At 74.8% G+C, this 25,016-nt stretch carries 22 protein-coding genes and 2 pseudogenes; 13 read left to right on the forward strand and 11 right to left on the reverse strand.

What is annotated here, in order from left to right; genetic code table 11:
* Positions 1-15 precede the first annotated feature (15 nt).
* Together AB0I60_RS03210 and AB0I60_RS03215 are read right to left on the reverse strand one after the other, a co-directional pair.
* Positions 16-438, reverse strand: a complete 423-nt coding sequence (locus AB0I60_RS03210) for a PPOX class F420-dependent oxidoreductase (protein ID WP_360725547.1) — start codon at positions 436-438, stop codon at positions 16-18.
* A 115-nt stretch (positions 439-553) separates the two neighbouring features.
* The gene (locus tag AB0I60_RS03215; protein ID WP_360725548.1) at positions 554-1,267 is read right to left on the reverse strand and encodes a GntR family transcriptional regulator; all 714 of its coding nucleotides are present in this window, start codon (positions 1,265-1,267) and stop codon (positions 554-556) included.
* Between the two features lie 163 nt (positions 1,268-1,430).
* On the opposite strand from AB0I60_RS03215, the gene AB0I60_RS03220 reads away from it, so the two are divergent.
* The 7 genes from AB0I60_RS03220 (at position 1,431) to AB0I60_RS03250 (ending at position 9,765) form a co-directional block, all read left to right on the forward strand.
* Positions 1,431-2,627 (forward strand): ROK family transcriptional regulator, encoded by a 1,197-nt coding sequence (locus AB0I60_RS03220; RefSeq protein ID WP_360725549.1) that lies wholly within the window; start codon positions 1,431-1,433, stop codon positions 2,625-2,627.
* A 128-nt stretch (positions 2,628-2,755) separates the two neighbouring features.
* Positions 2,756-3,433 (forward strand): Crp/Fnr family transcriptional regulator, encoded by a 678-nt coding sequence (locus AB0I60_RS03225; RefSeq protein WP_360725550.1) that lies wholly within the window; start codon positions 2,756-2,758, stop codon positions 3,431-3,433.
* Positions 3,434-3,498: 65 nt separating this feature from the next.
* Positions 3,499-4,218, forward strand: a complete 720-nt coding sequence (locus tag AB0I60_RS03230; protein WP_360725551.1) for a Crp/Fnr family transcriptional regulator — start codon at positions 3,499-3,501, stop codon at positions 4,216-4,218.
* Between the two features lie 208 nt (positions 4,219-4,426).
* Positions 4,427-5,968 carry a hypothetical protein gene (locus AB0I60_RS03235; protein WP_360725552.1) on the forward strand — a complete coding sequence of 514 codons (1,542 nt, stop codon included), beginning with the start codon at positions 4,427-4,429 and terminating at the stop codon, positions 5,966-5,968.
* Between the two features lie 46 nt (positions 5,969-6,014).
* Positions 6,015-8,249: a hypothetical protein gene (locus AB0I60_RS03240; RefSeq protein ID WP_360725553.1), complete on the forward strand. Its 2,235-nt coding sequence runs from the start codon at positions 6,015-6,017 to the stop codon at positions 8,247-8,249.
* A gap of 32 nt (positions 8,250-8,281) precedes the next feature.
* Positions 8,282-8,500 (forward strand): hypothetical protein, encoded by a 219-nt coding sequence (locus AB0I60_RS03245; protein ID WP_360725554.1) that lies wholly within the window; start codon positions 8,282-8,284, stop codon positions 8,498-8,500.
* Entirely contained in the window at positions 8,497-9,765 is a 1,269-nt protein-coding gene (locus AB0I60_RS03250; protein ID WP_360725555.1) for a CHAT domain-containing protein, read from the forward strand. The genes AB0I60_RS03245 and AB0I60_RS03250 overlap by 4 nt, the downstream gene beginning before the upstream one ends.
* Before the next feature lie 17 nt (positions 9,766-9,782).
* Here AB0I60_RS03250 and AB0I60_RS03255 read toward each other — a convergent pair whose 3' ends face one another.
* From AB0I60_RS03255 to AB0I60_RS03265, 3 genes are read right to left on the reverse strand one after another with little or no spacing between them, the layout of a single operon-like run.
* The gene (locus AB0I60_RS03255) at positions 9,783-11,102 is read right to left on the reverse strand and encodes a hypothetical protein (RefSeq protein ID WP_360725556.1); all 1,320 of its coding nucleotides are present in this window, start codon (positions 11,100-11,102) and stop codon (positions 9,783-9,785) included.
* 8 nt (positions 11,103-11,110) lie between these two features.
* On the reverse strand, positions 11,111-11,812 hold the full coding sequence (locus AB0I60_RS03260) for a hypothetical protein (RefSeq protein ID WP_360725557.1): 702 nt from the start codon (positions 11,810-11,812) through the stop codon (positions 11,111-11,113).
* A gap of 30 nt (positions 11,813-11,842) precedes the next feature.
* On the reverse strand, positions 11,843-12,280 hold the full coding sequence (locus AB0I60_RS03265; RefSeq protein ID WP_360725558.1) for a hypothetical protein: 438 nt from the start codon (positions 12,278-12,280) through the stop codon (positions 11,843-11,845).
* Here AB0I60_RS03265 and AB0I60_RS03270 point away from each other — a divergent pair.
* Together AB0I60_RS03270 and ligD are read left to right on the forward strand one after the other, a co-directional pair.
* On the forward strand, positions 12,271-16,557 hold the full coding sequence (locus AB0I60_RS03270; protein ID WP_360725559.1) for a hypothetical protein: 4,287 nt from the start codon (positions 12,271-12,273) through the stop codon (positions 16,555-16,557). The genes AB0I60_RS03265 and AB0I60_RS03270 overlap by 10 nt on opposite strands.
* A 177-nt stretch (positions 16,558-16,734) precedes the next feature.
* Positions 16,735-17,694, forward strand: a complete 960-nt coding sequence (gene ligD, locus AB0I60_RS03275; RefSeq protein WP_360725560.1) for a non-homologous end-joining DNA ligase — start codon at positions 16,735-16,737, stop codon at positions 17,692-17,694.
* A gap of 22 nt (positions 17,695-17,716) precedes the next feature.
* On the opposite strand, the gene AB0I60_RS03280 is transcribed toward ligD, so the two are convergent.
* The 5 genes from AB0I60_RS03280 to AB0I60_RS03300 all read right to left on the reverse strand — a co-directional run bounded on the left by AB0I60_RS03280 (position 17,717) and on the right by AB0I60_RS03300 (position 20,419).
* A complete protein-coding gene (locus AB0I60_RS03280) occupies positions 17,717-17,995 on the reverse strand; it encodes a hypothetical protein (protein ID WP_360725561.1) in 279 nt (92 codons plus the stop codon).
* 85 nt (positions 17,996-18,080) lie between these two features.
* Positions 18,081-18,743: a hypothetical protein gene (locus AB0I60_RS03285; RefSeq protein WP_360725562.1), complete on the reverse strand. Its 663-nt coding sequence runs from the start codon at positions 18,741-18,743 to the stop codon at positions 18,081-18,083.
* Positions 18,736-19,236, reverse strand: a complete 501-nt coding sequence (locus AB0I60_RS03290) for a hypothetical protein (protein ID WP_360725563.1) — start codon at positions 19,234-19,236, stop codon at positions 18,736-18,738. Before AB0I60_RS03290 ends, AB0I60_RS03285 begins: the two co-directional genes overlap by 8 nt.
* On the reverse strand, positions 19,233-19,562 hold the full coding sequence (locus tag AB0I60_RS03295; RefSeq protein WP_360725564.1) for a hypothetical protein: 330 nt from the start codon (positions 19,560-19,562) through the stop codon (positions 19,233-19,235). The genes AB0I60_RS03290 and AB0I60_RS03295 overlap by 4 nt, the downstream gene beginning before the upstream one ends.
* A 20-nt stretch (positions 19,563-19,582) precedes the next feature.
* Positions 19,583-20,419: a hypothetical protein gene (locus tag AB0I60_RS03300; RefSeq protein WP_360725565.1), complete on the reverse strand. Its 837-nt coding sequence runs from the start codon at positions 20,417-20,419 to the stop codon at positions 19,583-19,585.
* 491 nt (positions 20,420-20,910) lie between these two features.
* Between AB0I60_RS03300 and AB0I60_RS03305 the strand changes: the two genes are divergently transcribed.
* The 4 genes and pseudogenes from AB0I60_RS03305 (at position 20,911) to AB0I60_RS03320 (ending at position 24,773) form a co-directional block, all read left to right on the forward strand.
* Positions 20,911-22,212, forward strand: a complete 1,302-nt coding sequence (locus AB0I60_RS03305) for a M28 family metallopeptidase (RefSeq protein ID WP_360725566.1) — start codon at positions 20,911-20,913, stop codon at positions 22,210-22,212.
* 609 nt (positions 22,213-22,821) lie between these two features.
* Positions 22,822-23,436: pseudogene (locus AB0I60_RS03310) on the forward strand (MFS transporter); the annotation flags it as partial.
* A 76-nt stretch (positions 23,437-23,512) separates the two neighbouring features.
* Positions 23,513-23,776, forward strand: coding sequence for a hypothetical protein (locus AB0I60_RS03315; protein WP_360725567.1), 264 nt, complete (start codon positions 23,513-23,515; stop codon positions 23,774-23,776).
* Positions 23,777-23,854: 78 nt separating this feature from the next.
* A pseudogene (locus tag AB0I60_RS03320) lies at positions 23,855-24,773 on the forward strand (hypothetical protein).
* A 45-nt stretch (positions 24,774-24,818) separates the two neighbouring features.
* Here the strand turns inward: AB0I60_RS03320 and AB0I60_RS03325 are convergent.
* Entirely contained in the window at positions 24,819-24,971 is a 153-nt protein-coding gene (locus AB0I60_RS03325; protein WP_360725568.1) for a hypothetical protein, read from the reverse strand.
* Positions 24,972-25,016: the final 45 nt, after the last annotated feature.

The raw sequence follows: 25,016 nt of genomic DNA on the forward strand, positions 1-25,016 counted from the left end.
GGTGGGGTGGCGGGTTTACGCCTTGGAGGCCCAGGGGCCGATGCCGCCGATGCGGTCGATCTTGTAGCGGACGACGTAGCCGGGGCCGCGCGGGACCGGGAACGTGTCGTCGGGCGACATGTAGACCTTGGTGAGGCGGTCGAGGAGGTCCCAGGCCTGGTCACTGGGTTCGACGGTCGCCCGTGCGCGCAGCACCGCGTACTCGTTGAGGAACACCTCGGGGGTGCGGGGTGCGTCGAAGGACAGCACCACGCGCGGGTCGCGTTCGATGTTGCGCAGCTTCAGGTGCCGGGACATGTGGCCGCTGACCAGGTCGTCGCCGTCCAGTCCCACCCAGATGACGGTGACCTGGGGACTGCCGTCGGCGTTGATCGTGCTCAGGTGGACCATCGGCCCGGACTCGACCAGTTCCCGCAGTTCCGGGGGAAGTGTGCTCACGGAATCCGATCATAGCCGGCGCGGGTCGCCGTGGGGGGCCGCTCGCGCACTTCGTTGTGCGGGACGAGCGGGCGGGTGCTGCGAGGTGGTGCGGGGTGGTGCGAGGTGGTGCGGGTCAGCCGGTGAGCGGGATGGTGAACTTCGGGGCCGAGCCCCCGGTGCTCGACACCGTCGTCGTGGCCTCGACGGGGGTGCCGGACGAGCCGTGCGTGATCCGGTGGACGACCAGGACCGGGGCGTCGACCGGGATGTCCAGGGTGTCGGCCTCGTGCCTGCTGGGCAGGCGGGCGTCGAGCTGGACGGTGGCCACGATCGGGTCCAGGCCGGCGTTGCGCAGCAACGGGGTCAGGTCCGGGTGCGGGGTGTCGTTGCGGTCGGAGATGTCGTGGCCGGTGTGCCGCTCGATCGTGGTCGCCACGGCCCGGGGCAGCCACTGCTGGTCGATGCTGGTCACCCGGGTGCCGGTGTGGTGGTGGCGGATGCGGTGCACCACCAGGTCGCCGGTGGCCAGGTTGAAGCGGCCGGCGATGTCCGGGCCCGCCGCCGTCCAGCCGCTGAGCACCACCTTCGGGTAGGTCGCGCCGTCGGGCAGGATCCGGGGCGTGGTGGGCTGCGGCGGGACGGTCGTGCCGCACACCAGCGTGCCCAGGCCCTGCTTGGACGTGGCGACGCCTTGGGCCACCAGCACGGCCACCGCCGCGCGCGCGGTGCCCCGGGCCACGCCGAACTTGTGCATCAGGTCGTGCAGGGTGGGCAGCGCGCTGCCCACCGGGTACTCGCCCCGGTCGATCGCACCGATCAGGTGATCGGCGATGAGCCGGTACTTCACGTCTTCCACAGTCAGTCGCCTCCCCCAAGCCGAATCTCACCGCAGGGACGTGAGCTGGGCGCACTTAGTAACGAACCGTTCGATACTCTGCTATGGTCTGGACCATCTGTCAAGGGCTTGGACCTGCTAGCGTGCGCGTCGAGAGCACGGAAGCGAGGCGCGCGTGTCATCCGGATCGGCGGCCACCGGGCCCCACGTGCTGCGGCGGATCAACGCCGCGGCCGTCCTCGACGCGCTGCGCGACGCCTCGGGCCACACCGCCACGGTCTCCGACCTGGTGGTCGCCACGGGGCTGTCCCGGCCGGCGGTCACCCGGGCGCTGACCGCGCTGTCCGACGCGGGCATCGCCGAGTTCTCCGGCCCCACCGAGCACCAGATCGGCCGCCCCGCCCAGCGCGCCCGCTTCCGGGCCGAGCTGGGCCACGTGGCGGGCATCGACGTCGGCCCGCACAAGGTGCTGGTGATGATCGCCGACCTGGCCGGGAACGTGCTGGCCGAGCGCGAGGCCGCCAGCCCCACCGGGCCGGACGTGGTGCCGCTGCTGCGCAGAACGCTCACCGACATCGCAGTCGGGGCGGGGGTGACGCCCACGGACCTGTGGTCGGTCGCGGTCGGCACGCCCGGGATCGTGGACCACGAGCGCGGTGAGGTGGTGCTCGCGCCGAGCATCCCCGGCTGGTCGAGCCTGCCGGTGATCGCCGAGCTGCGGGAGTGGCTGGGCTGCCCGGTCGCCATCGAGAACGACGTCAACCTGGCCGTGGTGGCCGAGCGCTGGCGCGGCGAGGCGGGCGACAACCTGCTGTTCGTGCAGTGGGGCGAGCGGATCGGCACCGGCATGGTGATCGACGACCAGCCCTACCGGGGCGCGTCCAACGCGGCGGGCGAACTCGGGTTCATCGACCTGGTCACCGACCTGGACGACGAGCCCAAGCCGCCGACCGACGGGCTGGGCGCGTTCGAGCGGCTGGTCGGCGCGGGCGAGGTCCTGCGGCTGGGCGTCCAGCGCTGCGACGGCCCGCTGCGCGACCGGCTCGCCTCGGACGGCGACATCGCGCCCCTGTTCGAGGCGGCGGCGCAGGGCGACCCGGCGGCGGCGTCGGTGGTGGACACCATCGCCACCCGGTTCGCGCGCGGCCTGGCCGTGCAGCTGCTGATCATGGACCCGCAGCGGGTCGTGGTGGGCGGCGGCGTGTCCCGGGCGGGCGACGTGCTGTTCGACGCGGTCCGCAAGCGCCTGGGCCGGCTGCTGCTGGTGCCGGTCGACCTGCGGGTGTCGGCGCTGGGCACGCGCAACGTGGCGCTCGGCGCGGTCCGCATGGCGCTGGACCACGTCGAGCAGCGGCTCACCGCGCTGCTCTGAACGCGTCGCGGCACTGCCCCGTCCGGTGTGGCAGACGGGTGATTCACCGCGTGCCCGATTCACTCCGGCCGTCCCCCTTGGCACGCTCGACGTCTTCGCGGCGGCACGGGCGCAGACCGAGGGGACGCATGGGGCACGGCGGGTGGCGGTCGACCAGCCTGATCGCCACCCTGTCGCCCGCCTCGGAGGCCGACCTGCTCGCCTCCGGCGTGCCGGTGCACTACCGGCCCGGCAAGGTGCTGGTGCGCGAGGGCGAGCGCTCCACGCAGGTGACCCTGCTGCTGGGCGGCTACGTGAAGGTGACGGCGGACAACCCCGACGGCGGGGTGGCGCTGCTGGCGATCCGGGGCCGGGGCGACCTCATCGGCGAGCTGGCCGCGCTGGACGGCGGGCCCCGGCTCGCCACGGCCACGGCGGCGAGCGCGGTGCGCGGCCGGCTGCTGTCCGGGGAGGCGTTCCACGACTTCCTGCTGCGCCGCCCGGAGGCCGCCGAGGCGGTCAGCCGCAGCGTCGCGGCGAAGCTGCGGTGGTCCACCCGGCGGCGCGTCGACTTCAGCGGCTGCCCGGTGCGGACCCGGGTGGTGCGGGTGCTGCTGGAGCTGGCCTCCGACCACGGCCGGCCGACCGCGCAGGGCATCGGCATCGGCTTCCCGCTGACCCAGCCGGAGCTGGCGGCGCTGGTCGGCGCGGCCGAGCCGACCGTCCACAAAGTACTCGCGGAGCTGCGCAGGCTGCGGCTGGCCGAGACCGGCTACCGGTCGGTGACGATCCTGGACGAGGCGTCGCTGACGGAGCTGGCCGGCTGAGCCGAACCCGTACTGGCACGGTGTGCGCGGACCGGCCAGGCACCACCATCCGGAATCTCCGAGGGGTGGGAGGCACCGATGACCGACGGCGGCCGACGCTGAACCGGGAACCGTGGCCCGCGCACAGCCTGCTCGGCGGGATGCGCGCGCGGGACCGGGAAGCGCTGCTGGGGCTGGGCACCGAGGTCGGCTACCGACCGCACCAGCGCCTGCTGCGGCAGGGCGAGGACCACCGGCACGCGATGCTCGTGCTGGCCGGGCACGTCAAGGTCATGACGACCTCCGAGTTCGGCCGCGACCTGCTGGTCGACGTCAGCGGGCCGGGCGACCTGCTGGGCGAGATGGCGGTGCTGGAGAACGAGCGGCGGGCCGCCACGGTGATCGCCGGCGACCACACGACGGTGCGGGTCGTGCCGGGCGCGGAGCTGGAGGACTTCCTGGAGCGGCACGGCGAAGCGTGCGTCGCGGTCGCCCGGATGCTCAGCAGGCGGCTGCGCCGGCTGCACGACCGGTGCGCCGACCTGGTGGTGTGCCCCGCGCCGACCAGGGTGGCCCGGGTGCTGGTGGACCTGGTCGGCGCGCACGGCCGGCGCACGGCCGAGGGGTGGGCGCTGACCTTCCCGCTGCCCCAGCACGAGCTGGCGTCGCTGGCCGGGGTCGCGCTGACCACCGTGGAGAAGGCGCTGCGTGACCTGCGCGACGACGGCGTGCTGGGCGTGGGCAGCCGACGGATAGTCATCACCGATCTGGCCGGACTCCGCCGGATCGGGCTACTGGACGGCTGAATCCCGTACCAGTACGGGGTGATCCGTTGCGATGTGTCACAAGGTAGACGCCGATCGACACATCGGGCGCGGGAGCACCGCCGTCAGCACCAAAAATCCGCGCGACCGGGTACGGCCGACCGGTCGCCACCGCCCGCACCCCGGACGCCGCAGGGCGTTCGACCCCAGGGACGTCGAAACCGCCGGAACGCGGTGAAAGGGCTCAACCATGTCGAATACCCGCCGCCTGCTCGCGGAGCTGCAGAGCGCCGCGAGCGCCCTCCTGCGCCGAGTGCTGGGCACGCGCCGCGAGGGCGGCACGCACACCCGGGACTCCTCCTTCGCCCGCGCCCGCCTGGACCGGGTGTGGTTCACCGAGGAGTACCGCTACCACCAGGAGATCTCCCGCAACCCCTCGCAGGAGCGGACCGACCGGCCCACCGGCCGCATCGAGCTGACCATGCCCTACGACGGGGCGGACCACTTCACCCGGCGGGCGCTGGCCGACGTCACCTCGGACGGACCGACCGCGCTGCCCGAGCGGGCGCTCGTCGGGCACCTGGCGGTCACCGACCACAGCCGGACCGACCTGGCGCGGGTGCTGGACCTGACCTCCGGCTACGGCTCCGCGCCGATCACCGTGCCGGTCGCCGAGCTGGGCGCGCGCGACCTGGTCGCGGACCGCTGGGCGTGCGAGATCCGGCACGACTACACACCGGACGCGGACGCGCTGCGGGTGTTCCCGGTCGACGTCCGGGTCGACCTGATCGACCCGGACGGCACCGAGCTGCACGAGCTGCTCGCCATGTCGGTGTCCCGCGACGACCTGATGGGCCGGGTCGCCGAGGAGATCACCAAGCAGAACCTGTTCCGCTCCTACCTGCGGCTCACCGTCGTGGTCCTGCTGCACCTGCCCAACACCGCGCGGACCCGCGACCTGTCCCCCACCGTCTCGCGGGTGTCGCTGCGCTGGCCGACGATCACGTCGCTGGGCGCGTTGCAGCTCAAGGACGCCCGGGGGCACGCGATCCCGGTCGAGTACAACCCGGCCAACGGCAGCATCGAGTGGGGCGAGATCCCCATGGAGCTGGTCAACGAGCGCGACGAGGAGGACGGCAAACCGCACGGCGACACGCTCGTGTTCCGCAGCACGACGCTGCACCTGCGGGTCACGCAGCCGGGCGAGCTGTACAAGCAGCCCGCCATCGACGGCACCGTCGAGGTGCAGGTCGACGACTACCTGCTCTCCGGCGTGCAGGCCCGGCTGTTCACCGCCACCGGCACCCGCGTCCCGGAGCGGCCCCGGCTCCGCAGCCGGATCACCACGGGCCTGCGGCTGATCCTGGACGACGCGTTCGCGCGCCGGCTGATGCTGCCCAGCCAGCACCTGTACTTCGACGAGGTGATCCCGGACGACATGCGGGTCTCCGACGTCGAGTCGGCGTTGAAGGAGAAGGGTTTCGAGGTCTTGGTGTCGATGGCCGACCGGGGCCAGGGCGAGAACGCCATGCGGCACCTGATGATCGCCAACCGCGCGGCCGGGCCGGACGTGATGCAGCTCTGGCTGCTGCTGGAGGGCCGCCGGTTCCAGACGGAGCGGCAGAACCAGCTCCCGGGCGGCCACACCTTCAAGACCACCTTCGACAGCGGCGACCTGAAGCTCTACCTGTGCGGCGGCCTGCCCGGCACCAGCCGCGAGCTGACCCAGGTCATGAACTCCCTCCAGCTCACCCTGCGCGAGCGGTTCGAGCGGCTCAAGGCCCGGCGCTGATGGACCACCCACCGACCACAACGGACACGTCGAGGAGACGAGGACGATGACGACGAGCGTGGTGCCCCGCGCACCCCGGGCCCGCTGCTGCGGCTGCGGCTCCACCGAGGTGGTCGCCGCCTGCCACCACTGCGGTGCGCTGATGTGCGGCCGTGACGCCCGGGGCGACGGCGGCGCGGCGAAGCGGCCCAGCAGCGAGTTCGCCGGGCTGAACATCGAGGCGCCCGAGGCGTTCCACTGCCCGGACTGCCGGCACTTCACCGGGCACCGGCCGCTGCGGGAGCTGCTCGGCGGCGCGGCGGCGGCCGTGGCCGGCGTGCTGCTGATGTTCGCCGGTGTCGGGCTGGGCCTGGTGGTGTTCCTGCTGGGCGCGGCGGTCGCGGTCGGCGCGTACCTCGTCGGCCGGCGGCGGGACGCGGAGGCGCTGCGCACCAGGCCCCCGCTGCCGCTGCCCGCCACCGTCGACTCGGCGAAGATCCGGGAGACGGTGCGGGGCACGCTGTCCCTCGACGCCAAGGGCGAGTACCACACCTCGGTCGACCCGGCGCGCGGCGAGTTCAGCGTGGCGATGACCTTCGCCCGCGCCGACCTGGAGCGGCTCGCGCTCTACCAGCGCAAGTACCGGCTCTCGCCGGGCACCGGCGTCCCGTACCACGCCGGTTTCGCCGTGCTGCACGGCGAGTCGGGCGCGGTGTTCGCCGACCCGGAGTCGGCGGGGCCGGTCATCCCGCTGACCGGGAACACCGGCGGCCACCCGTTCTTCACCGCCGCCGACGGGCGCAGCGGCGCGCGCTGGGAGGTCGGCTCGACCTACACCGTGACGCCCGAGCGCGACGCCGACCACGTGCCGATCTGGCTCACCCCCGCGCTGACCCCCGAGCAGGACCAGCGCACGCTGGAGATCGAGGTGCAGTGGAGCCGGATCGGGCCGGACAGCGACCCGCTGGTCATCGACAAGTTCCAGCCGCTGACCCTCTACGTGCCGGTGTCGTGGGGCAACGTGGAGAACGCCAACCACCGGCCGCTGGTCGGCCGGCGGCCCGACCCGCAGGACCCCGACACGGTGGTGCGCTGCATCGAGTGGAACCAGGTCGTGCTGACCGAGAAGGACCGGGCGGCGGGCCGGCTCACGCTGTCGGTCCGGTTCGAGGAGCGGATCTCGATGGACGACGTGATCCGGGGCGAGGCGACCGCGTTCTTCAAGGGCACCCTGTCGGGCCTGTCCGGGGTGGAGGTGCTGCTGCCGCTGGGCGGGCGGCGCGGCGCGGGCGGCGGCCTCGGCCGGGCGGGCACCGAGGTGCACGCCACGTTCGAGCTGAGCCTGGCCGGGGTGCGCTACCAGGACCTGCGAGTGGTGCCCGACCAGGCCAAGGACCACACCCGGCCGGAGACCGAGGACTTCCCCGGCATCATCCCCGACCACGAGACGATCGCCCGGCTCACCAACGCGCTCAGCGACGAGGGCTACTACGTCAAGCGGGTGGTGGAGAACCCGGCGCGCACCAGCGGCAAGGCGCACGTGATGAACCGCTACTGGGACATCACCGGCCGCCGCTACGACGGCGTCTACCCGATCGACTTCAGCCTGAGCCTGACCGGGGAGGAGCAGCACAACGGCGACATCCGGGCGCACGCGGGGCACAGCCGGGTGCGGCTGATCGTCCGGGCCACCTACGCCACCAAGGCGATGGAGGAGCAGATCGAGGGCGAGTGGGACCGGCTCGGCTCGATCATCCGGGAGACGCTGCGCAGCCGGCCCGCCGGGACCGCCGACGCGTTCTTCGGCGACCACGCCGCCCCCTCCGGGCACACCACCGGCGCGCACGGCACCGGCGGGTACAGCACCGGGTACGGCCCGGCCGCTCCCGGGTACGGCCCGGAGCCGTCGGGGTACGGCCCCGCCGCGCCGGGGTACGGCCAGGCCCCGCCGTCCGGGCACGGGCGGGCCGCTCCCCGCTACGGGCGGGCCGCTCCCCGCTACGGGCAGGCCGCCTCCGGCTACGGCCCGGCGGGTGCCGGGTACGGCCCGGCGGCCGGGAACAGGTCCGCCGAGCCGGGGTACGGCCCGGCGGCCGGGAACGGACCGGCCGGGTCGGGGTACGGGCCGGCGGGAAGCGGGTCGGGGCACGGGGCCGCCGGGTCGGAGCAGGTGCCGGCGCGGGTGGTCGAGCTGCGCCGGCAGCGCGAGGACATCGAGCGGCAGTGGGCCTCGGGCGGTATCGACGAGAAGACCTTCCGCGCGGTCAGCGCGTGGATCGACGCACAGCTCGACGTGCGCTGAGCACGTCCGGACGAGGGTGAAGGAGCACGACCATGGCGTGGGAATGCGCCGAGTGCCACACGCGGGAAGGCGCGGACGAGGTCTTCGTCGACGCGGTGTGCCACCACTGCGGCAAACCGCTGTGCCACCACGACCGGGTGAGCGTCGTGGACGACGCCTTCGGCGAGGAGGACCGGCAGGTCGCCGTGCACTGCAAGGAGTGCAAGCAGCGGCACCACCCCCGGGCGACCGCCCTGGAGGGTGCCCGGTGATCGAGGTCGCGGTGGCGCCGGACCGGGTCGCGGCGGGCGAGCCGGTCGAGCTGACCGTGCGGCTGACCAACGCCGACTCCGGGCCCTGCACGCACGTCGTGCTGAAGCTGGAGCTGCCCCGGCAGGTCGCGCTGCTCAGCGGGACGTCGCGGATCGAGGTGGCCCGGCTCGGCGCGGGCGAGAGCGTCGAGCGGGTGCTGCGGGTGCGGCCGGACGAGGAGGGCCGCTGGGTGGTGCGCAGCGGGAACTTCTCCTACCGGGACCGGTGGGGCGACAGCCGGCGGGTGGTCGACTTCCGGACCGGGATCGAGGTGACGCCCCGGCAGGCGGCGCGGGTCGTGCCGGAGCCCGAGTTCACCGTCACGCTGGTGGACCGGGTCCTGCCCGACGGCCGGTGGTCGCTGCTGCGCGGCCGGGTCGCCAACACCGGCGTGCCGGTCCTGGTGGGGCTCGCGGTCGGGATCTCCGGGCCGTTCGACGTGGACGCGGGCGGTGCCCGGCAACTGCTGGGCTCGCTCGCGCCGGGTGACACCGCCGAGTTCACCGCGCACGTGCGGCCGACCGGCAGCGGCACCCACGTGCCGGTGCGCATCGACGTGGACTGCCGCACCGACGCCGGGCTCACCCGGTCCGCCCGGCACACCGTCGACCTGCACGTGCGGTCGGCCGACGAGCGGCCGGGCCGGGCTCCGACCGACCGGACCCGGATCCTGTACCTGTCGGCGAACCCCAGCGACACCCACCGGTTGAGGCTGGCCGCCGAGTCCCGCGCCATCCAGGAGCAGTTGCGGTTCGGCGTGGACCGCGACCACTACGCCTTCCACGAGCGCAGCGCCGTCCGGACGCGGGACATCACGCAGGCGCTGCTGGACGTGCGTCCCCGGATCGTGCACTTCTCCGGGCACGCCGAACCCGACGGGCGGCTCTACGTGGAGAACGAGGTGGGGGCGTCGCGCCTGGTGTCGGTGGACGGGCTGGCGTCGCTGTTCGAGCAGGTGTCGGACACGGTGGAGTGCGTGATCGTCAACGCCTGCGACACCGTGGCCCTCGCCGAGGCGGTGGCCCGGCACGTCGACCACGTGATCGGGATGCGGCAGCCGATCGGCGACGACGCGGCCATCGCGTTCAGCGTCGGGTTCTACCAGGCGCTGGCGGCCGGCGAGCCGGTCCCGAAGGCGTTCGGCATGGCCTGCGTGCAGATCAGGCTGGACGACGGCACCCACGCCGAGCACGGGACACCGCTGCTGCTGGGCACGTCGGTGTGAGGGGGCGGGGTGGCGGGTCAGCCGGTGGGGACGTGCAGCCAGGCGGGTTCGGCGAAGTCCTTGGCCGGCACCTCCGCCACCACCGCGGCGAAGCCGCGCGGGTCCAGCGGGTGGTAGCCGTCGGCGACGACGTCGCGGTAGAGCACGTCGGAGACCATCAGCGCGAAGTCGGCGGCGGGCGCGTCGGCCAGCGCCAGCCGCAGCGCCTCGGAGTCGAGCAGCCGGTGCACGGTGGTCACGGCGGAGCCCAGCCAGCCGTTGGCACCGGCGGCGACGTGCCCCCGGTGCATGGCGACCCGCAGGCGCAGCCGCGCGCGGTCGGTGAGGTCGCGGTTGAGGTCGGCGAGTCCCGCGCGCAGTCCCTCCACGAGCCCGGGGATCACCACCGACTCGTCCACGCCCGCCGGGAGGAGCAGGAACACGCCGTCGCCGGTCTGCGAGACGTCGACCCCGGCGTCGCCGACGCCGGCCCGCCGCCGGGCCCGGTCGAGCAGCTCCGCGAACCGCTGCTGGGCGCGGGCCGCCTCGGGTACGGCGAACCGCCGGTACCGCTCGGTGTCGACCGCGACGCACAGCCGCACGGCCGGGCTCGACACCGGGCCCGCGCTCGGGCCGGACACCGGGTCGAGGGACACCGAGCCGGCGGCGGCGCGCGGGGCGGCGAGGCCGGGCGCGGTGGGGTGCGGCGCGGTGGGATGCGGCGCGGCGAGGCCGGGCGTGGTTGGGTGCGGCGCAGTGGGGTGGGGCGGAGCGCTGTCGAGCAGGGCGGCGACCTCGGGTGCGGCGGTTCCGGGGCGTGCGAGGCCGTCGGCGAGCCGAGGTGGCGGGGTGTCGGCCTGGGGGAGGGGGCAGGTGAAGCGGAGCGGCTGGTCGCCGGTGGTGTGCAGGCGGCCGGTGCGGACCAGGCCGGTCCGCGCCACCGAGCCGTGCACGCGGGCCAGGCCGGCGAGGGCCGGTGCGCGTGCCGGGCCGGTGGCCGGCGGCGGTTCCAGGTCGACTTCGAACCAGCCCTGGCGGGGTACCGGTGACCAGCCGAGCGGGTCGCCGACCAGCCAGCCGGGTGTGCCGTGCCGCGTGGTCCACACCCGGCTGTGCGGTGGCGCGCCCGCCGGGCCGACCCGCAGGTCGTGCAGCCGGGCGGGCCGGTCGTCGAACAGCACCACGACCGACAGGGCGCACAGGTCCGGCGTCCCGGCGGACAGCGCGTAGCCCAGCCGCAGCGTCACCAGACCCGAGATCGCCGGGTCGGCGCCGGCCGGCCGGCGCAGGACGGGCGGCGGCAGCGCCACCGCGCCGACCGGGCGGCCCGCCGACAGCAGCCGGACCTCGGTCGCCACGCCGGTCCTCACCGGACCGGCGGCAGGTCCGGTGCCAACCGCGTGCCGCCCATCAGGAACGCGCTCTGCGGCGCGATCAACAGCCTGCCCAACCGCCCGTGCCGGATGTCCGACCGGCTCGCGCACACCACGTCGGGCTGGTCGGCGGCCCGGCCGGCGCGGGCCAGCGCGCGGGCCACCCGCAGGCCCGCGCCGTCCCCGGTCACCAGGTCGTGGACCTCGAACCGGCGCAGTTGGCGGTACGGCTTGCCGGGCACCGGGGCGGGGCCCTCCACGACCGTGCGGACGTGGGAGAACCGGAGGTCGTGCGGGTTCTCGGCGAGCGGGCCGATGCCGACCTCCCCGGCCTCCTCGGCCAGCTCGCGGCGCAGGCAGTCCTCGGCGTGCTCCCGGTAGGCACCGGTGGCGAACCAGGCCAGGAAGCCGCGCACGGACCGGGCGGGCAGCACGCCGCGCAGGTCGGTGCGGGCGACCTCGACGTGCGGCGGGGTCAGCTCCTCGTCGAAGCCCAGCCGCTCCAGCAGGCCCGCCGCCGGCGGCAGGTACTTGACCACCCCGCCGGGCGGGCCGCACACGCCGGGTCGGGTGGGCGAGTGGAACAGCACGTAGCGGTCGTCGTCCCGGACCCTGAGCAGGGCGCTGAACGAGATCCGCACCGGCGTCCGGGGCATCCGCTGGGCCTCCCAGGCGGTGGGCGCTGTCGGCACCACGGTGGCAGAACGGCGGTGGTCGCGTCCAGCTCAGCGGACCGGGTCGACCATGTCGAGGCCCCAGGCGGGGCAGTGCGGCACGGGGCCGGCGGGGCCGAGGGCGTCGCGGCGGTGGCACAGCTCCTGCGGGCAGGCGTAGGCGGTGGCGGCGACGTCCTCGTCGGCGGGTGCCGGGAGGGTGCCGTCCCGGCCGACGAAGTCCTCCAGGTGGCCGCGCCGCTCGGCCAGCTCCGCCAGGAGCAGCCGGACGTCGGTGGCCGTGGCGCGGCCCGCCCGGACGTCGGCGACCAGGGACCGCCACCGGGCGGTCAGGCCGTGCCGGTCCGCTTCGCGCGCGTACCGGTCGAAGGCCGCGCAGAACCCGGTCCACACCCGCGCCTCGTCGCCCGGACCTCGTCGCACCACCGCTCCCCCGCCCTCGTGCAGCACCCGGAACGACGCCCCGGAGGACGCCCAGCGTGACCGCACCCGAGATTACCTTCGCAGACCTCGACCTCGACCCGCGCCGGCGGGCCGAGCTGCGCGCGGCGCTGCGTCGCATCCCGGACTCGGGGCCGGGCGGCTGGCCCGCCCCGGTGGACGAGGTCGAGGTGGCGCGGCTGCTGGGCGGCGGGCGCAGCGGCGCGACGGTGGTGCGGCTCGTCGTGCGGCGCGGCACGCACCAGGTCGCGCACGTCGCCAAGTTCGCCGCCCCCGAAGAGCTGCGCCGCGAGTGGCACGCCTACCACCGGCACGTCAAACCGGCCGCGAACGCGCTGTGCGCGCCGGTCCTGGCCGCGAGCCCCGAGGTGCTCGGGCACGGCGGGCCGGGCGCGGCGGTGATCGTCTACGACGACGTCGGCCAGTACGCGGGTCGCCCCGACGTCGAGCTGCGGACCCTCGGCGAGTTCATCCGGACGTCCACTGCGGACGACTCGGTCCGGGTGGTGGACCTGCTGTTCGACGGTGTGGCGCAGGTGCTGCACAACCGGCACCGCGTCATCCGCACCGCCCGCTCGGCGCGGGGGCGCAACGTCGAACTGGGCCCCGACCTGACCGTCCGCCCGGACCTCGGCGACCCGGCCGAGTCGCCGACACCGCACGACGAGGTGCTCCAGGCGACCTCCCCGCACCTGCGGCGCGGCGCCCCGGTCGTGCTGGCCGCCCTGCGCCGCCGACGCCCCGACGACCCGTCCCTGCTGCTGGGCGACGACATCACGGTCCGCGTGGCCGATGGGTCCACTGTGGACTGCCCGGACGACGGGGAGACCACCCTGCGCGGCACCATCACCGACACCCGGTGCGAACGGCACCGGGAACGGCTGGCGGGCCTGCTCGACGGGCTCGCCGTGGCGGACCCGTTCGCCGCGCTGCCGGCCGTGCTGACCGAATCCGCGACGGGCCGGGTCGTGTCCTTCGCGCACGGCGACCTCAACCCCCGCAACGTGGTCGTGGTCGGCGAGCAGCCGTTCGTGATCGACTACCAGCGGACCGCGCCCGACCGGCCGCAGCAGGAGGACCACTGCTGGCTGGAGGTCGGGCTGGTGCGCGACGTGCTGGAGCTGGACCGGGCGGACCTGGCGGCGCTGCAACGGGTGCTCGCGCTGGTCTCCTGCGCCGTCGACCGGGGCACGGGGCCGGCGGAGGCGGAGGCCGCCGGGCTCGGCCTGCTCGCCGACCGGCTGGCCGGGCCGTTCCGGGTGCTGTGGGCGATCCGCCGGCAGTCGCACCGCCGCCACCCCGCCGACGCGGGCGGCTCCTGGTGGCGGGCGTACGCGCACGAGCTGCTGATCGCCGCGCACCGGACCGTGAAGTGGGGGCCGGAGTTCCAGACGCCCGTCAAGCTGACCGCCGTGGCGGTCGTGGCGGGCGTGGTCACCGAGTGGGTCGACGGGGCGGACCCGTTCCGGCACTGGGACGACGCACTCGCGGTCGAGGCCGCGCGGGCGGCGTCCGCGCTGCTGCCGGCGCGGTCGGACCGCATGGTCGAGCTGTACGCCCGGCTGGTCTCCGGCCGTGCCGGCGTCGAGGACCTGGTCGCGGACTACCGCCGGGACCTGGTCGTGCGGTGCTGCGCGGCCACCGCCGCGCGGCTCGTCGCCGACACCGCCGAGGAGCACGCCGGCCACCTCGACCTGGAGCCGGTGCAGGACCGCCTGACCGAGCACGACGCGGTCGAACTGGTCGGCGAGGCCGGCATCGGCAAGTCCGCCGCCGCGCGGGAGCTGGTGCACCGGGAGGCGGCGGCGGTGTGCGACGGCGTGCCGCGCTGCCGGGTACCGCTGGCGCTCGAGCACGTCCCGGACGACCTGGTCGCCGAGGTGGCGGCGCTCGGGTTCGGCGCGGTGGCGCGGCAGGCGCTGGAGCTGGGCGCGGTGCGCGTCGTGCTCGACACCCCGGACCACGTGGCCGGGCCGGGCTGGGCGGCCGGCACGCGCCGCGCCCACCCCAGGGTGCCGGTGCTGCGCTGCGCGCGCCGGGCCGCTCTCGCCGACGCCGGGTTCGAGGTCGTCGCGCTGCACGGCCTGGGCACGGTCGCCGTGTGGCGGTTCCTGCACGACCGGCTCGGCGCGCTCGGCCACCACTCGGTGCGGGTGGACCACTTCGCCGCCGCCGCCGTGGAGGACCCGGCGTGGGTGCGGGCCGGGCTGCACCGCCCCGGGGTGCTGGCGAGCCTGGTCGGGCACGTGCGGGCGACCGGCGACCTGGACCGGGTGCCGCACCCGTGCGAACCGGTCGGCCTGCCGCCCGGCCCGGCCGCCCTCCGGTCCTGCGAGCTGGTCGCCGAACGCCTGCTGACCGGGGCGGCGACCAGCGACGAGCCCGATGACGACCTCATCGCCTCCGGTGTGCTGCGCCGCGCCGGCGACCGCGTCGAGTTCACCGACCCCGCGCACCACGCGTACTTCACCGCGCGGGTGATGCTGCGCGACCCCGAGCCGACCGCCGCGCGCCTGGCCCGCCGCGACCTGGTGCCGGCCGGCCTGGTCCTGGTCACCTTCCCCGACTTCGGCGGTGCGCGGGCGGCCGAGCTGGTCCGCCGGGTCGCGGAGCACGACGTCGTGGTCGCGGCGCGGCTGCTCGCCTCGGCCCGGTGCGACGGTCGGGCGCTCACCGCCGCGCTGCGCGCCCGCCTGCTCGACCCGGCCGCCGGGCCGCACGCGTGGGCCGAGGCCGCCGAGGCGCTGGCGGCGGCCGAGCAACCGGGGCTGCTCGCCGAGGTGGTCGCCGCGCAGGCCGCCGAACCGGCCCGCGTCGCCGCGCTGGCCGAGCTGGACGCCGTGCACCGCAGGCCGCACCCGCGCTCGGTGCACCGCGAGCTGACCGGGCACCTCACCGCCGCCGTGCACGCGGCGCTGCTCGACCGCCGCGCCGAGGAGCTGCGCACCACCGCCCTGCGGGCCGTCGCCCGCGCCCGCCTGCGCGGCTTCGAGCTGCTGATCCACCCGCTGGTGGACCCCGGGCAGCCGTGGCCGCTGGCCGACCGCGCCCACCGGGCGCTGCGGGCGCTGGGCACCGTCCTGCCCGACGAGCTGCGGGAGCGCCGCGCCGGGGCGGCCCGCGACCGGCTGGCCGAGGTCGAGCGGCGGCTCCCCCGGACCTGCCGGGTGCCCGACGCCCTGGCGCTGCTCGACGAGCGCGCCGAACTGGTCCGCGAGCTGGCACCGACCGCCCCGCCGGACTGGCTGTGGCGGCGGCGCTTCGACGTCGACCTGGACCACGTCGTCGCCGCCCTGCTCGCCGACCACCCCGCCGCCGAGGGCCCCGACGCGCTCGTCGCCGCCCTGCGCGGACCCGACCCGGCCGGGGCGAACCGGGCCGCGCACCACCTGCTGCGCCACCACCCCGTGCGGGCCGGCGGGTTCCTGCGCGAGGTCGGGCCCGACGAGCCGGCGCACCGGCTGCTGATCGCCGCCGGGATCGCCCGCGAACTCGGCCTGCCCCGCGACGCCGAACGCCTCGCGCTCGGCCTGCTGCCCGACGTCGGGGACCGCTGGGCACCGCTGGCCGCCCTGGTCGGCGCGGTGTGCGCGGCCGACCCCGTCGAGGGCACCCGGCTCGCCTGGACCTGCGCCGCGCGGCTGTCCGACCGGGACGCGCCGGGCCGGCTGCGGTGGCCGTGGAACACCGCCCTGGCCGCCACCCGCAGCCGCCCGGACGACCTGGAGGCCCTGCTGCGCCGGGGCGAGGTCGACCCCGTGGTCGAGGCGCTGGCCAGCTTCGGCTTCCACCGCGACGCCGGACCGGGGCCGGGCTGGGCGTTCGGCCGCCAGGCCGGGCGGGCGCTGCTGGCGCACCGGCCGGCGGCCGTCGGCGCGCGCGTGCGGTGGGTCCGGGCCCTGGCGACGGCCAACCCGGCGGGCGACCTGCGCGCGGTGGTCGCCGAGGTGCCCGCCCTCGACGGGCGGACCGTCGCGCGCGGCGGCGTGCACCGGCCCGCGACCGAGGACCTGCCGGCCGTCCTCGGGTTCCTCGCCCGGCACGGCGACGGCGACGTGCCGCCCGGTGCGGTCCACGACCTGCTGGCCCGCCGGCAGTGGCCGGGCGCGGAACGCGGGCGCCTGGTCGGCCTGGCCTACCTGGGCGACTGGCGGCCCCTCCTCGACGCCACCGCGCACGACCGCGCGCTGCTGGCCCCCGCACGCGCCGCGCTCCGGCTCTGGACCACCGGCCCGTGCGCGGACGGCACCGACCCCGAGGCGTGGCTCGCCCGGCAGCCCGCCGACCTGCGCCGCGCCCTGCTGCCCCGCACACCGGCCGACTGACGGTCGCGGCGACACCGCCGTCGCCCGACCGACCCGCCCCAGCGCGGCGGCACCGCCCCCGACCGACTCCGCCGCCCGGCACCCAACGCCCCTCGAAGACAGGCCGGGCATCCGCCCCGCGCACCGCTGCACCCGGCCCCGCTTGCCTGCCCGGCCGCGACCGGCAAGGGTGGGCGGGTGGGTGCTGCCGAAGAACGCGACGGCGTGTCGCTGACCAACCTCGACCAACCGCTGTTCGAGGGGGCCGACGCCACCAAGCGCGACCTGGTCGACTACCTCGACGCCGTGCGCGACCGGATCCTGCCCGGCCTGGCCGGGCGACCGCTGTCCGTGGTGCGCGTGCTGCGCGGCCAGGACGCCTTCATGCAGAAGAACGTCCCCAAGTACACACCGGACTTCGTGCGCACGGTCCCGGTGTGGGCGGACGCCTCGAAGCGGAGGATCAACTACGCGCTGTGCGACGACCGCCGCACCCTGCTGTGGTTCGCCAACCAGCGCGCCGTGGAGTACCACGTGCCGCTGCACCTCGCCGACGACCGCGAGCACCCCCGGTACCTCGTCCTCGACCTCGACCCGCCCGAGGGCGAGGCGTTCACCGCCGTCGTCGCCGCCGCGCGACTGGTCCGCCGGGCGCTCGACGACGCCGGGCTGCACGGCGCGGTGAAGACCAGCGGCGCCAAGGGGTTGCACGTCTTCGTGCCGGTCGTGGCGAGCGACGACGACGCAGCCGCCGCCACCCGCGCGCTGGCCGTCCGCGCGGAGCGGATCGACCCCGGCACCGCCACCACCGCCTACATCCGCGAGGAGCGCGGCGGCAAGGTCTTCCTCGACTCCACGCGCGCCTACGGGGCCACGGTCGTCGCCGCCTACAGCCCGCGCATCCGCCCCGGCACGCCGGTGTCGTTCCCGGTCTCCTGGGACGACCTGGACGACGTCACGCCCGCCGACTTCACCCTCCGCACGGCGCTCGACCTGCTCGGCGACCAGGACCCGTGGGCGGCCCGGCTGCCCGGACCGCAGTCCCTGCCCGAAGACCTGGTCGCCGAGGGCCGGGAGATCCCGGTGGCCCGGGTGGTCGCCATGCACGAGGGCAAGCGCCGCGCCCGCGCCCGCCGCGAGGAGGGCTCGGCCGGCTGACGCCCGAGGGCGCACCGGCCCGTCACGTCCAGGGCTTGTGGCGCTCCAACTCCTCGTGCACCAGGTGCAGGAACGCCCGGACCTCGGTCTCGCCGTAGGGCGGCTCGATGTCCGCCGTCACCGGGTCCGACTGCGCCAGCGCCTGCGCGATGGCCCGCGAGTACGCCTCGGGACCGTCCACGAAGTACTCGCGCACGAGCATGGCCTCCACCATGCTCGCCGCCACCTCCCGGGTCAGGCCGGGTGCCCGGAACAGCCCGTAGATCACCGAGTTCAGCTCGGCGCGGTGGTCGATCGTCATCGTGCTCCTTCGGGGGGAACCGCCCGGGGCCACCGGTCGCGGCGGCCGGGCGGAGGTCGGCGGGGTCGGGGGTCGGGGTCGGGGGTCAGGCGAACATCGGCCGGCCGCCCGGCCTCGGGCCCTGGAAGTCCCAGATCGGCGGGCGCACGCCGTTGCGCGAGAACTCGTGCGCCAGGTTCGACATGTGCTCCGGCCCCGGCTGGTAGTGGCCGCTCGCGGCGGTCGCGTAGTTGATCCGCCCGTTGGTCACCGACAGCTCGCCGGCCGCCGCCACCGGGTGGCCGCCCGCCAGCGACGAGTGGTGGAACTGGCCCGGCGCGTGGTGGTTGGAGGCGTAGATGTTGCCGCGCCCGTCCATCACGAAGATCGCCCGCTGCCCGCCCCACGCCGACCGGCCCGACTGCGTGTCGTACAGCGAGCCGTCCCGCGCCCGGCGCAGGCGGCCGTTGCCGTCGATGAACACCCGGTGCGCCTCGCGCTCCTGCGGCGACAGCCGGCGCACCGACCGGCCCGGGAACGGGTTCGCCGGGTGCCGGGGATCGGTCTCGTGGCGGTACTTGTCCAGCATCGGCTTCTGGCGGTGGTAGCGCGGCGTCGTGTGCGGGCGGGGCGTGGCGGGCCCGCCGCCGTGGTGCCCGCGCGGCGGAGCCCCGCCGCCCCGGGAGCGCGACGGACCGCGCAGCCATTGCAGGATCGGCCGGAACAGCCCGGGGTTCCCGCCACCGCCGCCCCTGCCGCGCCTAGCCATTGAGCACCGCGTTGATGGCGAGGTCCAGCGCCTGGTCCAGCAGCAGCTTGGTGATCTGCCGGAAGATCGGGATCTCCAGCAGCGACGCGCCGAACGTCACCACCGCCGTCGCGATCGCCTGCGCGATCTCGATCGCCAGCGCGACCAGTTGCGCGATCGCGGCGACCTTCAACGCGATCAGCGCCCCGGCGCACACGTACAGGCCCGCGCCCACCATGGCCGCCGCCGTCGCGCCGTCGTCCAGGTTCTGCTTCGGCGCGTCCCCGCCGTCCCAGAACGCCCGGAACTTCTCGACCGCGCCGGCCGAGTTCTGCGACCACACCGCCTCGGCGTGGCCGTGCGCCTCGCCCACCGAGCCGCTCAGCCGGTCGCCGAAGGCGATCCACTCGCCCGCCAGGTCGAAGATCTTGCCCTCGTCGCCCTCCGGCCAGGTGAAGCCGAGGGTGTTCAGCAGCCCCGCCAGCTCGGGCGGCAGCATCAAACCCGTGGTCACCCGCCCATCCCCCCGAGCAGGTCGGTGAACACGCCCTGGTTGGCGCGCTCCACCTCGGTGTACTCCGCGCCCATCTCGGAGAGCTGCCCGCCGGTCTCCGACAGCACGGCGGTGTTCTCGTCGAAGCACTCGAACGCGGCGCCGGAGACGGCGTCGTAGATCATCTGCATGGTCGAACCCAGGTCGTCACCGCCGAACGCGTCGCCGAACCCCGCCAACCGCCCGGTGAACGACGCGACCTCCTCGGCCAGGCGGTCCGCCGTGCCGGTGAGCTGCTCCCCGGACCGGCTGATCGTGTCACCGGTCAGTTCCACTTTCCCGGACACCCTGCCCCCTCTCCCGCGAGCTACGGCTCGCCGATGCTGCCCATGATCGACTTCAGCCTGCCGGTGTACCCGCGCAGGTGCTCCAAGCTCTGCGTGCGCAGCGCGTCCGCCTGCGCCGCCAACCGCGCGGGGTCGACGCCGCCGGCACCGGGCGGGCGCTGCTCGGCCCGCTTGGCGAGCCAGTCCCGCAGCGCCGCGTCGGCCGCCTGACGCGCCCGGTCGTTGAACTGGCGGGCGGTCATCCCGCCGACCGCCGCCGACAGCTCCGCCTTCGACACCGCGCCGTCGACGCCGACGGTGACCCACACGTCGCCGTCCTCGTCCGACCCGGTGCCGAGCACCTGGGCGCCCTGGAGACCGGCGAGCGAGTCCCGCGCGGTGCGCAACGCCGCCGCCGCGTCGGAGAACAGGGCGTCCACGCCGCCGGGCGACCCGTCGCCGTGCATCCCGGTGCGCGGCCCGACCTTCGCCACCACGTCGTCGAGCGCCGCCCCGAGCTGCCGGGTGAACCGGCTGCTCTGCTCGCCCAGCTCGGTGATCCGGTCCAGCAGGACCCCCAGGTCGGGCACCGGGTCGGCGGCCTGCGGCGCGGCGGCCCTGGCCGCGGCCAGGGCCGCGTTCACGGCGGTCACCAGGTGCGTGCCCAGCTCGGTGCCGGGGTACTCGCCCGGCGCCCGCGCGGCGACCACCGACGTGACCCGCCCGGCCGCGACGGTCACCGCGACCGACCCGTCCGCCGATTCCCCCCGGAACTCGCCGGGAACCTCGGGCACGACGCCCAGGTCCTCCCCGGCGTCATTTTCCGACGACCGCCGGAACTCGGCCAGCCGTTCTTCGGGGCTCGTCCCCCTGTCCACCGCGCGCACCTCCGACCACTTCCGCTTTCGGCGGAGCCTACAAGCCGGGTGCACGGCCCGTGGCCATTTCGCCACCGCCGGTCGAAATTCCCGTGACGGGCCGGAGAAACACCTCCCGACGTCGCCGGATAGCGAAACCCGTACACACCGGACAGATCTACCCCGGACACCGGGACAAAACCACGGACATCCCCGCCCGGCTGATCGGAGTCGTTTCCGGTAAGCGGGCGGTCGGTTTTCCCGAGGTGCCGGCCGCCGATTCCGCGGGTCCGCCGCACCGCCGGCGACCGTCGCCGTGGCCGCGCTCCCACGATCGCGCGCGGTTCCGCGCACCGCCGCCGCGCCCGACTGATTTTCGGTGATAACTGAAGGAATAGTATGCGAAAAGATGTCGCTTTTGGGCTGCAATGAGCTACGAACGTCGCTACCGCCGGGTTGCCGCAGCCCGCACGCTCGACAGCGGCTATCCCTACACCCCTGCGGAGGCAGCCATGTCCTTCAAGAGGACGATGCCGGCGGCGAGCGCCCTGCTCCTCGCCACGGCCCTGCTGAGCCCACCCGTGGCCACAGCGGCACCGAGCACCTTGGCCGTGCCGGACATCCCGCTCGCCAACGTCCAGGCGCACCTGAACAGCTTCCAGACCATCGCCAACAACAACGGCGGCAACCGGGCCCACGGCCGGCCCGGCTACCGCGCGTCGTTGGACTACGTCAAGGCGAAGCTCGACGCGGTGGGCTACACGACGTCGGTCCAGCAGTTCACGTCCAACGGCGCGACCGGTTACAACCTGATCGCCGACTGGCCGGGCGGCGACGCGAACAACGTGCTGATGCTCGGCGGCCACCTGGACAGCGTCAGCGCCGGCCCCGGCATCAACGACAACGGCACCGGGTCGGCGGGCATCCTGGAGGTCGCGCTGACCGTGGCGAAGGAGAACCTCAAGCCGCAGAAGCACCTGCGCTTCGGCTGGTGGGGCGCGGAGGAGCTGGGCCTGGTCGGCTCCACCTACTACGTGAACCAGCTCCCGGCCGCCGAGAAGTCGAAGATCAAGGCGTACCTGAACTTCGACATGACCGGCTCGCCCAACCCGGGCTACTTCGTCTACAGCGCGAGCGGCCAGCCCTCCGGGTCGCTGCAGCTCCAGCAGACGCTGGAAGCCGGGTTCAACGGTGTCGTGGCGACCGAGCTGACCTCGGTCGGCGGCCGGTCCGACCACGCGCAGTTCGCCCGCGCCGGCATCCCGGTCGGCGGCCTGTTCACCGGCGCGGAGACCACGAAGACGGCGGCGCAGGCGTCGAAGTGGGGCGGCCAGTCCGGCGTCGCGTTCGACCGCTGCTACCACCGGTCGTGCGACACGACCAGCAACATCGACACCACCGCGCTGGACCGGATGACCGACGTCATCGCGTACTCGCTGTGGACGCTGGCCGGCACCGGAACCCCGCCCGGCGGGCAGAAGTTCACCAACGACGAGGACCTGACCCTGCCCGACCAGGCGACCGTCGAGAGCTCGCTGACCGTGTCCGGCGTGTCCGGCAACGCCCCGTCGGCGCTGGTGCTCGGCGTGGACATCACCCACACCTACCGGGGCGACCTGGTGATCGACCTCGTCGCGCCGGACGGCACGGCGTTCCGGGTGAAGAACTCCAACAGCGACAGCGGCGACAACCTCGTGACGACCTACACGGTCAACGCGTCGGGCGAGGTGGCCAACGGCGTGTGGAAGCTGCGCATCCGCGACGCGGGCCCGCAGGACGTCGGCCGGCTCAACAGCTGGTCGCTCCAGTTCTGATCCGGGACCGGCGGCGGGCCGCCCGCCGCCGGTTCCGCTACCGCGCGGCGACGAACCGCGCCTCCGCAAAGAATTGTGAATCAATTCACGTCTGATTTGTCCGATTACCGGGGTCTCCCGCCCCGACATCATCCATGCGCAGATCACTCACCAGTGAGGGGAAGCGCGTGGAGAACGATCGGGACATCGGGTCGTGGCGGGAGTTGCGCACTCATGCGGGCACCGCAGTCGTATCGGCCGGTGGTGTGCTCGTCGGAGCGGTCACCATCTACGTGACCGCGAGCCTGCTGCCCACGGTGGTCGGCGATATCGGCGGTGGATTGCATCACGCGTGGAACACGACGGCGTTCCTCGTCGTCCAGGTGGTGGCCACGTTGCTCGTGGGCCGGGTGCTGGCCGGACGCGGTGAAGTCGGCGCGTACGTCATCGGGTTCGCGGTCTTCGCCGCAGGTTCGGTCCTGTGCGCGGTGAGCCCGGCGATGCCCGTGCTGCTGGTCGGCCGGGGCGTCCAGGGGGTGGGCGCGGGATTGTTGACGGGCCTGGGTTTCGCGGTGGTCCGTTCAGCGCTGCCGCCCCACCTGTGGACGCGCGGGAGCGCGGTGATCTCCGATGTTCGGTGTCGGCAACGTCGTGGGTCCGGCTCTGGGCAGGCTGTTCGCGCACGTCGGGTCGTGGCGGCCGGCGTTCGTCGTGCTGGCGGTGACCGCAGTCGTGATGGCGGCGTTCGTGCCCCGGGCGCTTCCGCGCGGGCCACGGGGCGGGCGCGCGGAGCCGGTGCCCTTCGCGTCGTTGGCGCTGGTCGTCGGGGGCGTGGGGGCGGTGAGCGTCGCCGGGGTCGTCCCGGAAGCACCGGCCGTCGCGGCTTTCGTCGCGCTGGGCCTCGCTTTCGTGGCCGCGTTCCTGGTGATGGAGAAGCGCGCGGCGGTGCGGGTCCTGCCGCGTTCGACGTACCGGTCCGGTTCGGCGTTGCGGTGGGTCTACCTGACCATCGCGCTGCTCGCGTCCGGTGTCGCCGTCGAGACGTTCCTGCCGTTGTTCAGCCGGGAACTGGGCGGGCTGCCGCCCCTGGTGGCGGCGTTCTCCGCCTCGGCGTTGTCGCTCGGCTGGTCGGCGGGCCAGGTCGTCAGCGCCTCCGCGCACCGGGAGCGGACCACCCGGCTGCTGCGCGTCGCGGGTCCGGCGGTCCTCTCCGCCGGGTTCGCCGTGCTCGCCCTGATGCAGCGCGAGGACGCCGCGCCGCTGGTCGCCCTCGCCTGGCTGCCCGTGCTCGTCGTCGCCGGCGCGGGGGATCGGCACCGCCATGCCGCACCTGTCGGTCGCCGCGATGTCCGGCACCCCCGACGCCGAGGAGGGTCGGCGGGCGGCTGCCGCGATCGCCACCGTGCTGACCACGGCGACCGCCTTCGGCGCGGCGGTCGCCGGCCTCCTGGTCAGCCCGGGCGCACCGTCCACGGTCGCGTCCGCGCGCTACCTGGTGGCCGGGTTCGCCGTCGTCTCCGCGTTCGGGGTCCTCACCGCACGGCGGGCCGACCAGCACGTGCGACGGCCGGCGGATTGCCCGTGACCGACGACGACCCAGACCCGCAAGCCCGACGCACGAGGAGTTCCCGTGTCCGACGACGCGAACGCGCCGCTGTTCCCGATGGCCCGCGCTGCGGGCTGCCCGCTCGACCCGGCACCCGACCTGACCCGGGCGGCCGGCGCAGCGCCGGTCTCCCGGGTGCGGTTGTGGGACGGCAGCACGCCGTGGCTGGTGACCCGCTACGAGGACGTCCGCGCGCTGCCGGCCGACCCGGGGGTCGGCGTCGACGCCACGCAGCCCGGCTTCCCGCACACCAACGCGGTGAGCAGGGCGCGGGACACGGTGATGAAGACGTTGATGCAGATGGACCCGCCGGAGCACACCGCCCAGCGACGGTTGCTGACCCCGGAGTTCACCGTGCGGAAGATGGAGGCCCTGCGGCCGTGGGTGCAACGGATCGTGGACGACTTCGTGGACGCGACGCTCGCCGGCCCCGAGCCGGTGGACCTGGTGGAGGCGGTCGCGCTGCCCGTGCCGTCGCAGGTGATCTGCGAACTGCTCGGCGTCCCCTACGCCGACCGGGACTTCTTCCGGCGAGTCGCCCGCACGCTCGTCATGGACCGGTCCGACCCCCGACAGGCCATGGCCGCCGGAGAGGAGTTGAACTCCTACCTGGAGGGGCTGGTGGTCGACGAGAGCACCGCACCCGGTGACGACCTGCTCAGCACGCTCGCCGTCGAGCAGTTCGCCACCGGCGCGATGACTTCACGGGAGATCGCCGTGCTGGGCCAACTCCTCGTGGTGGCCGGGCACGACACCACCGCCGCCATGATCACCCTGGGCACGGTTGCCCTGCTCTTGCACCCGGACCAGGCACCTCTGCCCGGGCGCTCCCCTGGCCCGGATGGAGTTGGAGGTCGTCTTCAGCACGCTCTACCGCCGCATACCGACCCTGAAGTTGGCGCTACCGCTGGACGAGTTGGCCTTCGACGAGAATGCGATCTTCTACACGGTGCGCGAACTGCCCGTCACGTGGTGACCCCGTGGTCGAGCGGGTCCACCGCCCGCTCGACCACCCCGCGTCCTACCGCTCGGACTCCGGCACGGAGTCGCCCATCCCGTCGCCCTGGACGGCCTCCGGGTCGGGCGTGGTCTCCCGCAGGTCCCGCGCGATGTCCTTCGCCTCGTCGATGAGCCGCTGGGTCCGCTCCAGGTCGGCCTGGTCGGGTTCGGTCATGGTTCGCACCTCCGCCACCGGGGTTGCCACCCGGCGGGCCGTCAA

Origin of the sequence: Actinosynnema sp. NPDC050436 (genome assembly GCF_040655415.1) — a bacterium.
Taxonomy (GTDB): domain Bacteria; phylum Actinomycetota; class Actinomycetes; order Mycobacteriales; family Pseudonocardiaceae; genus Actinosynnema.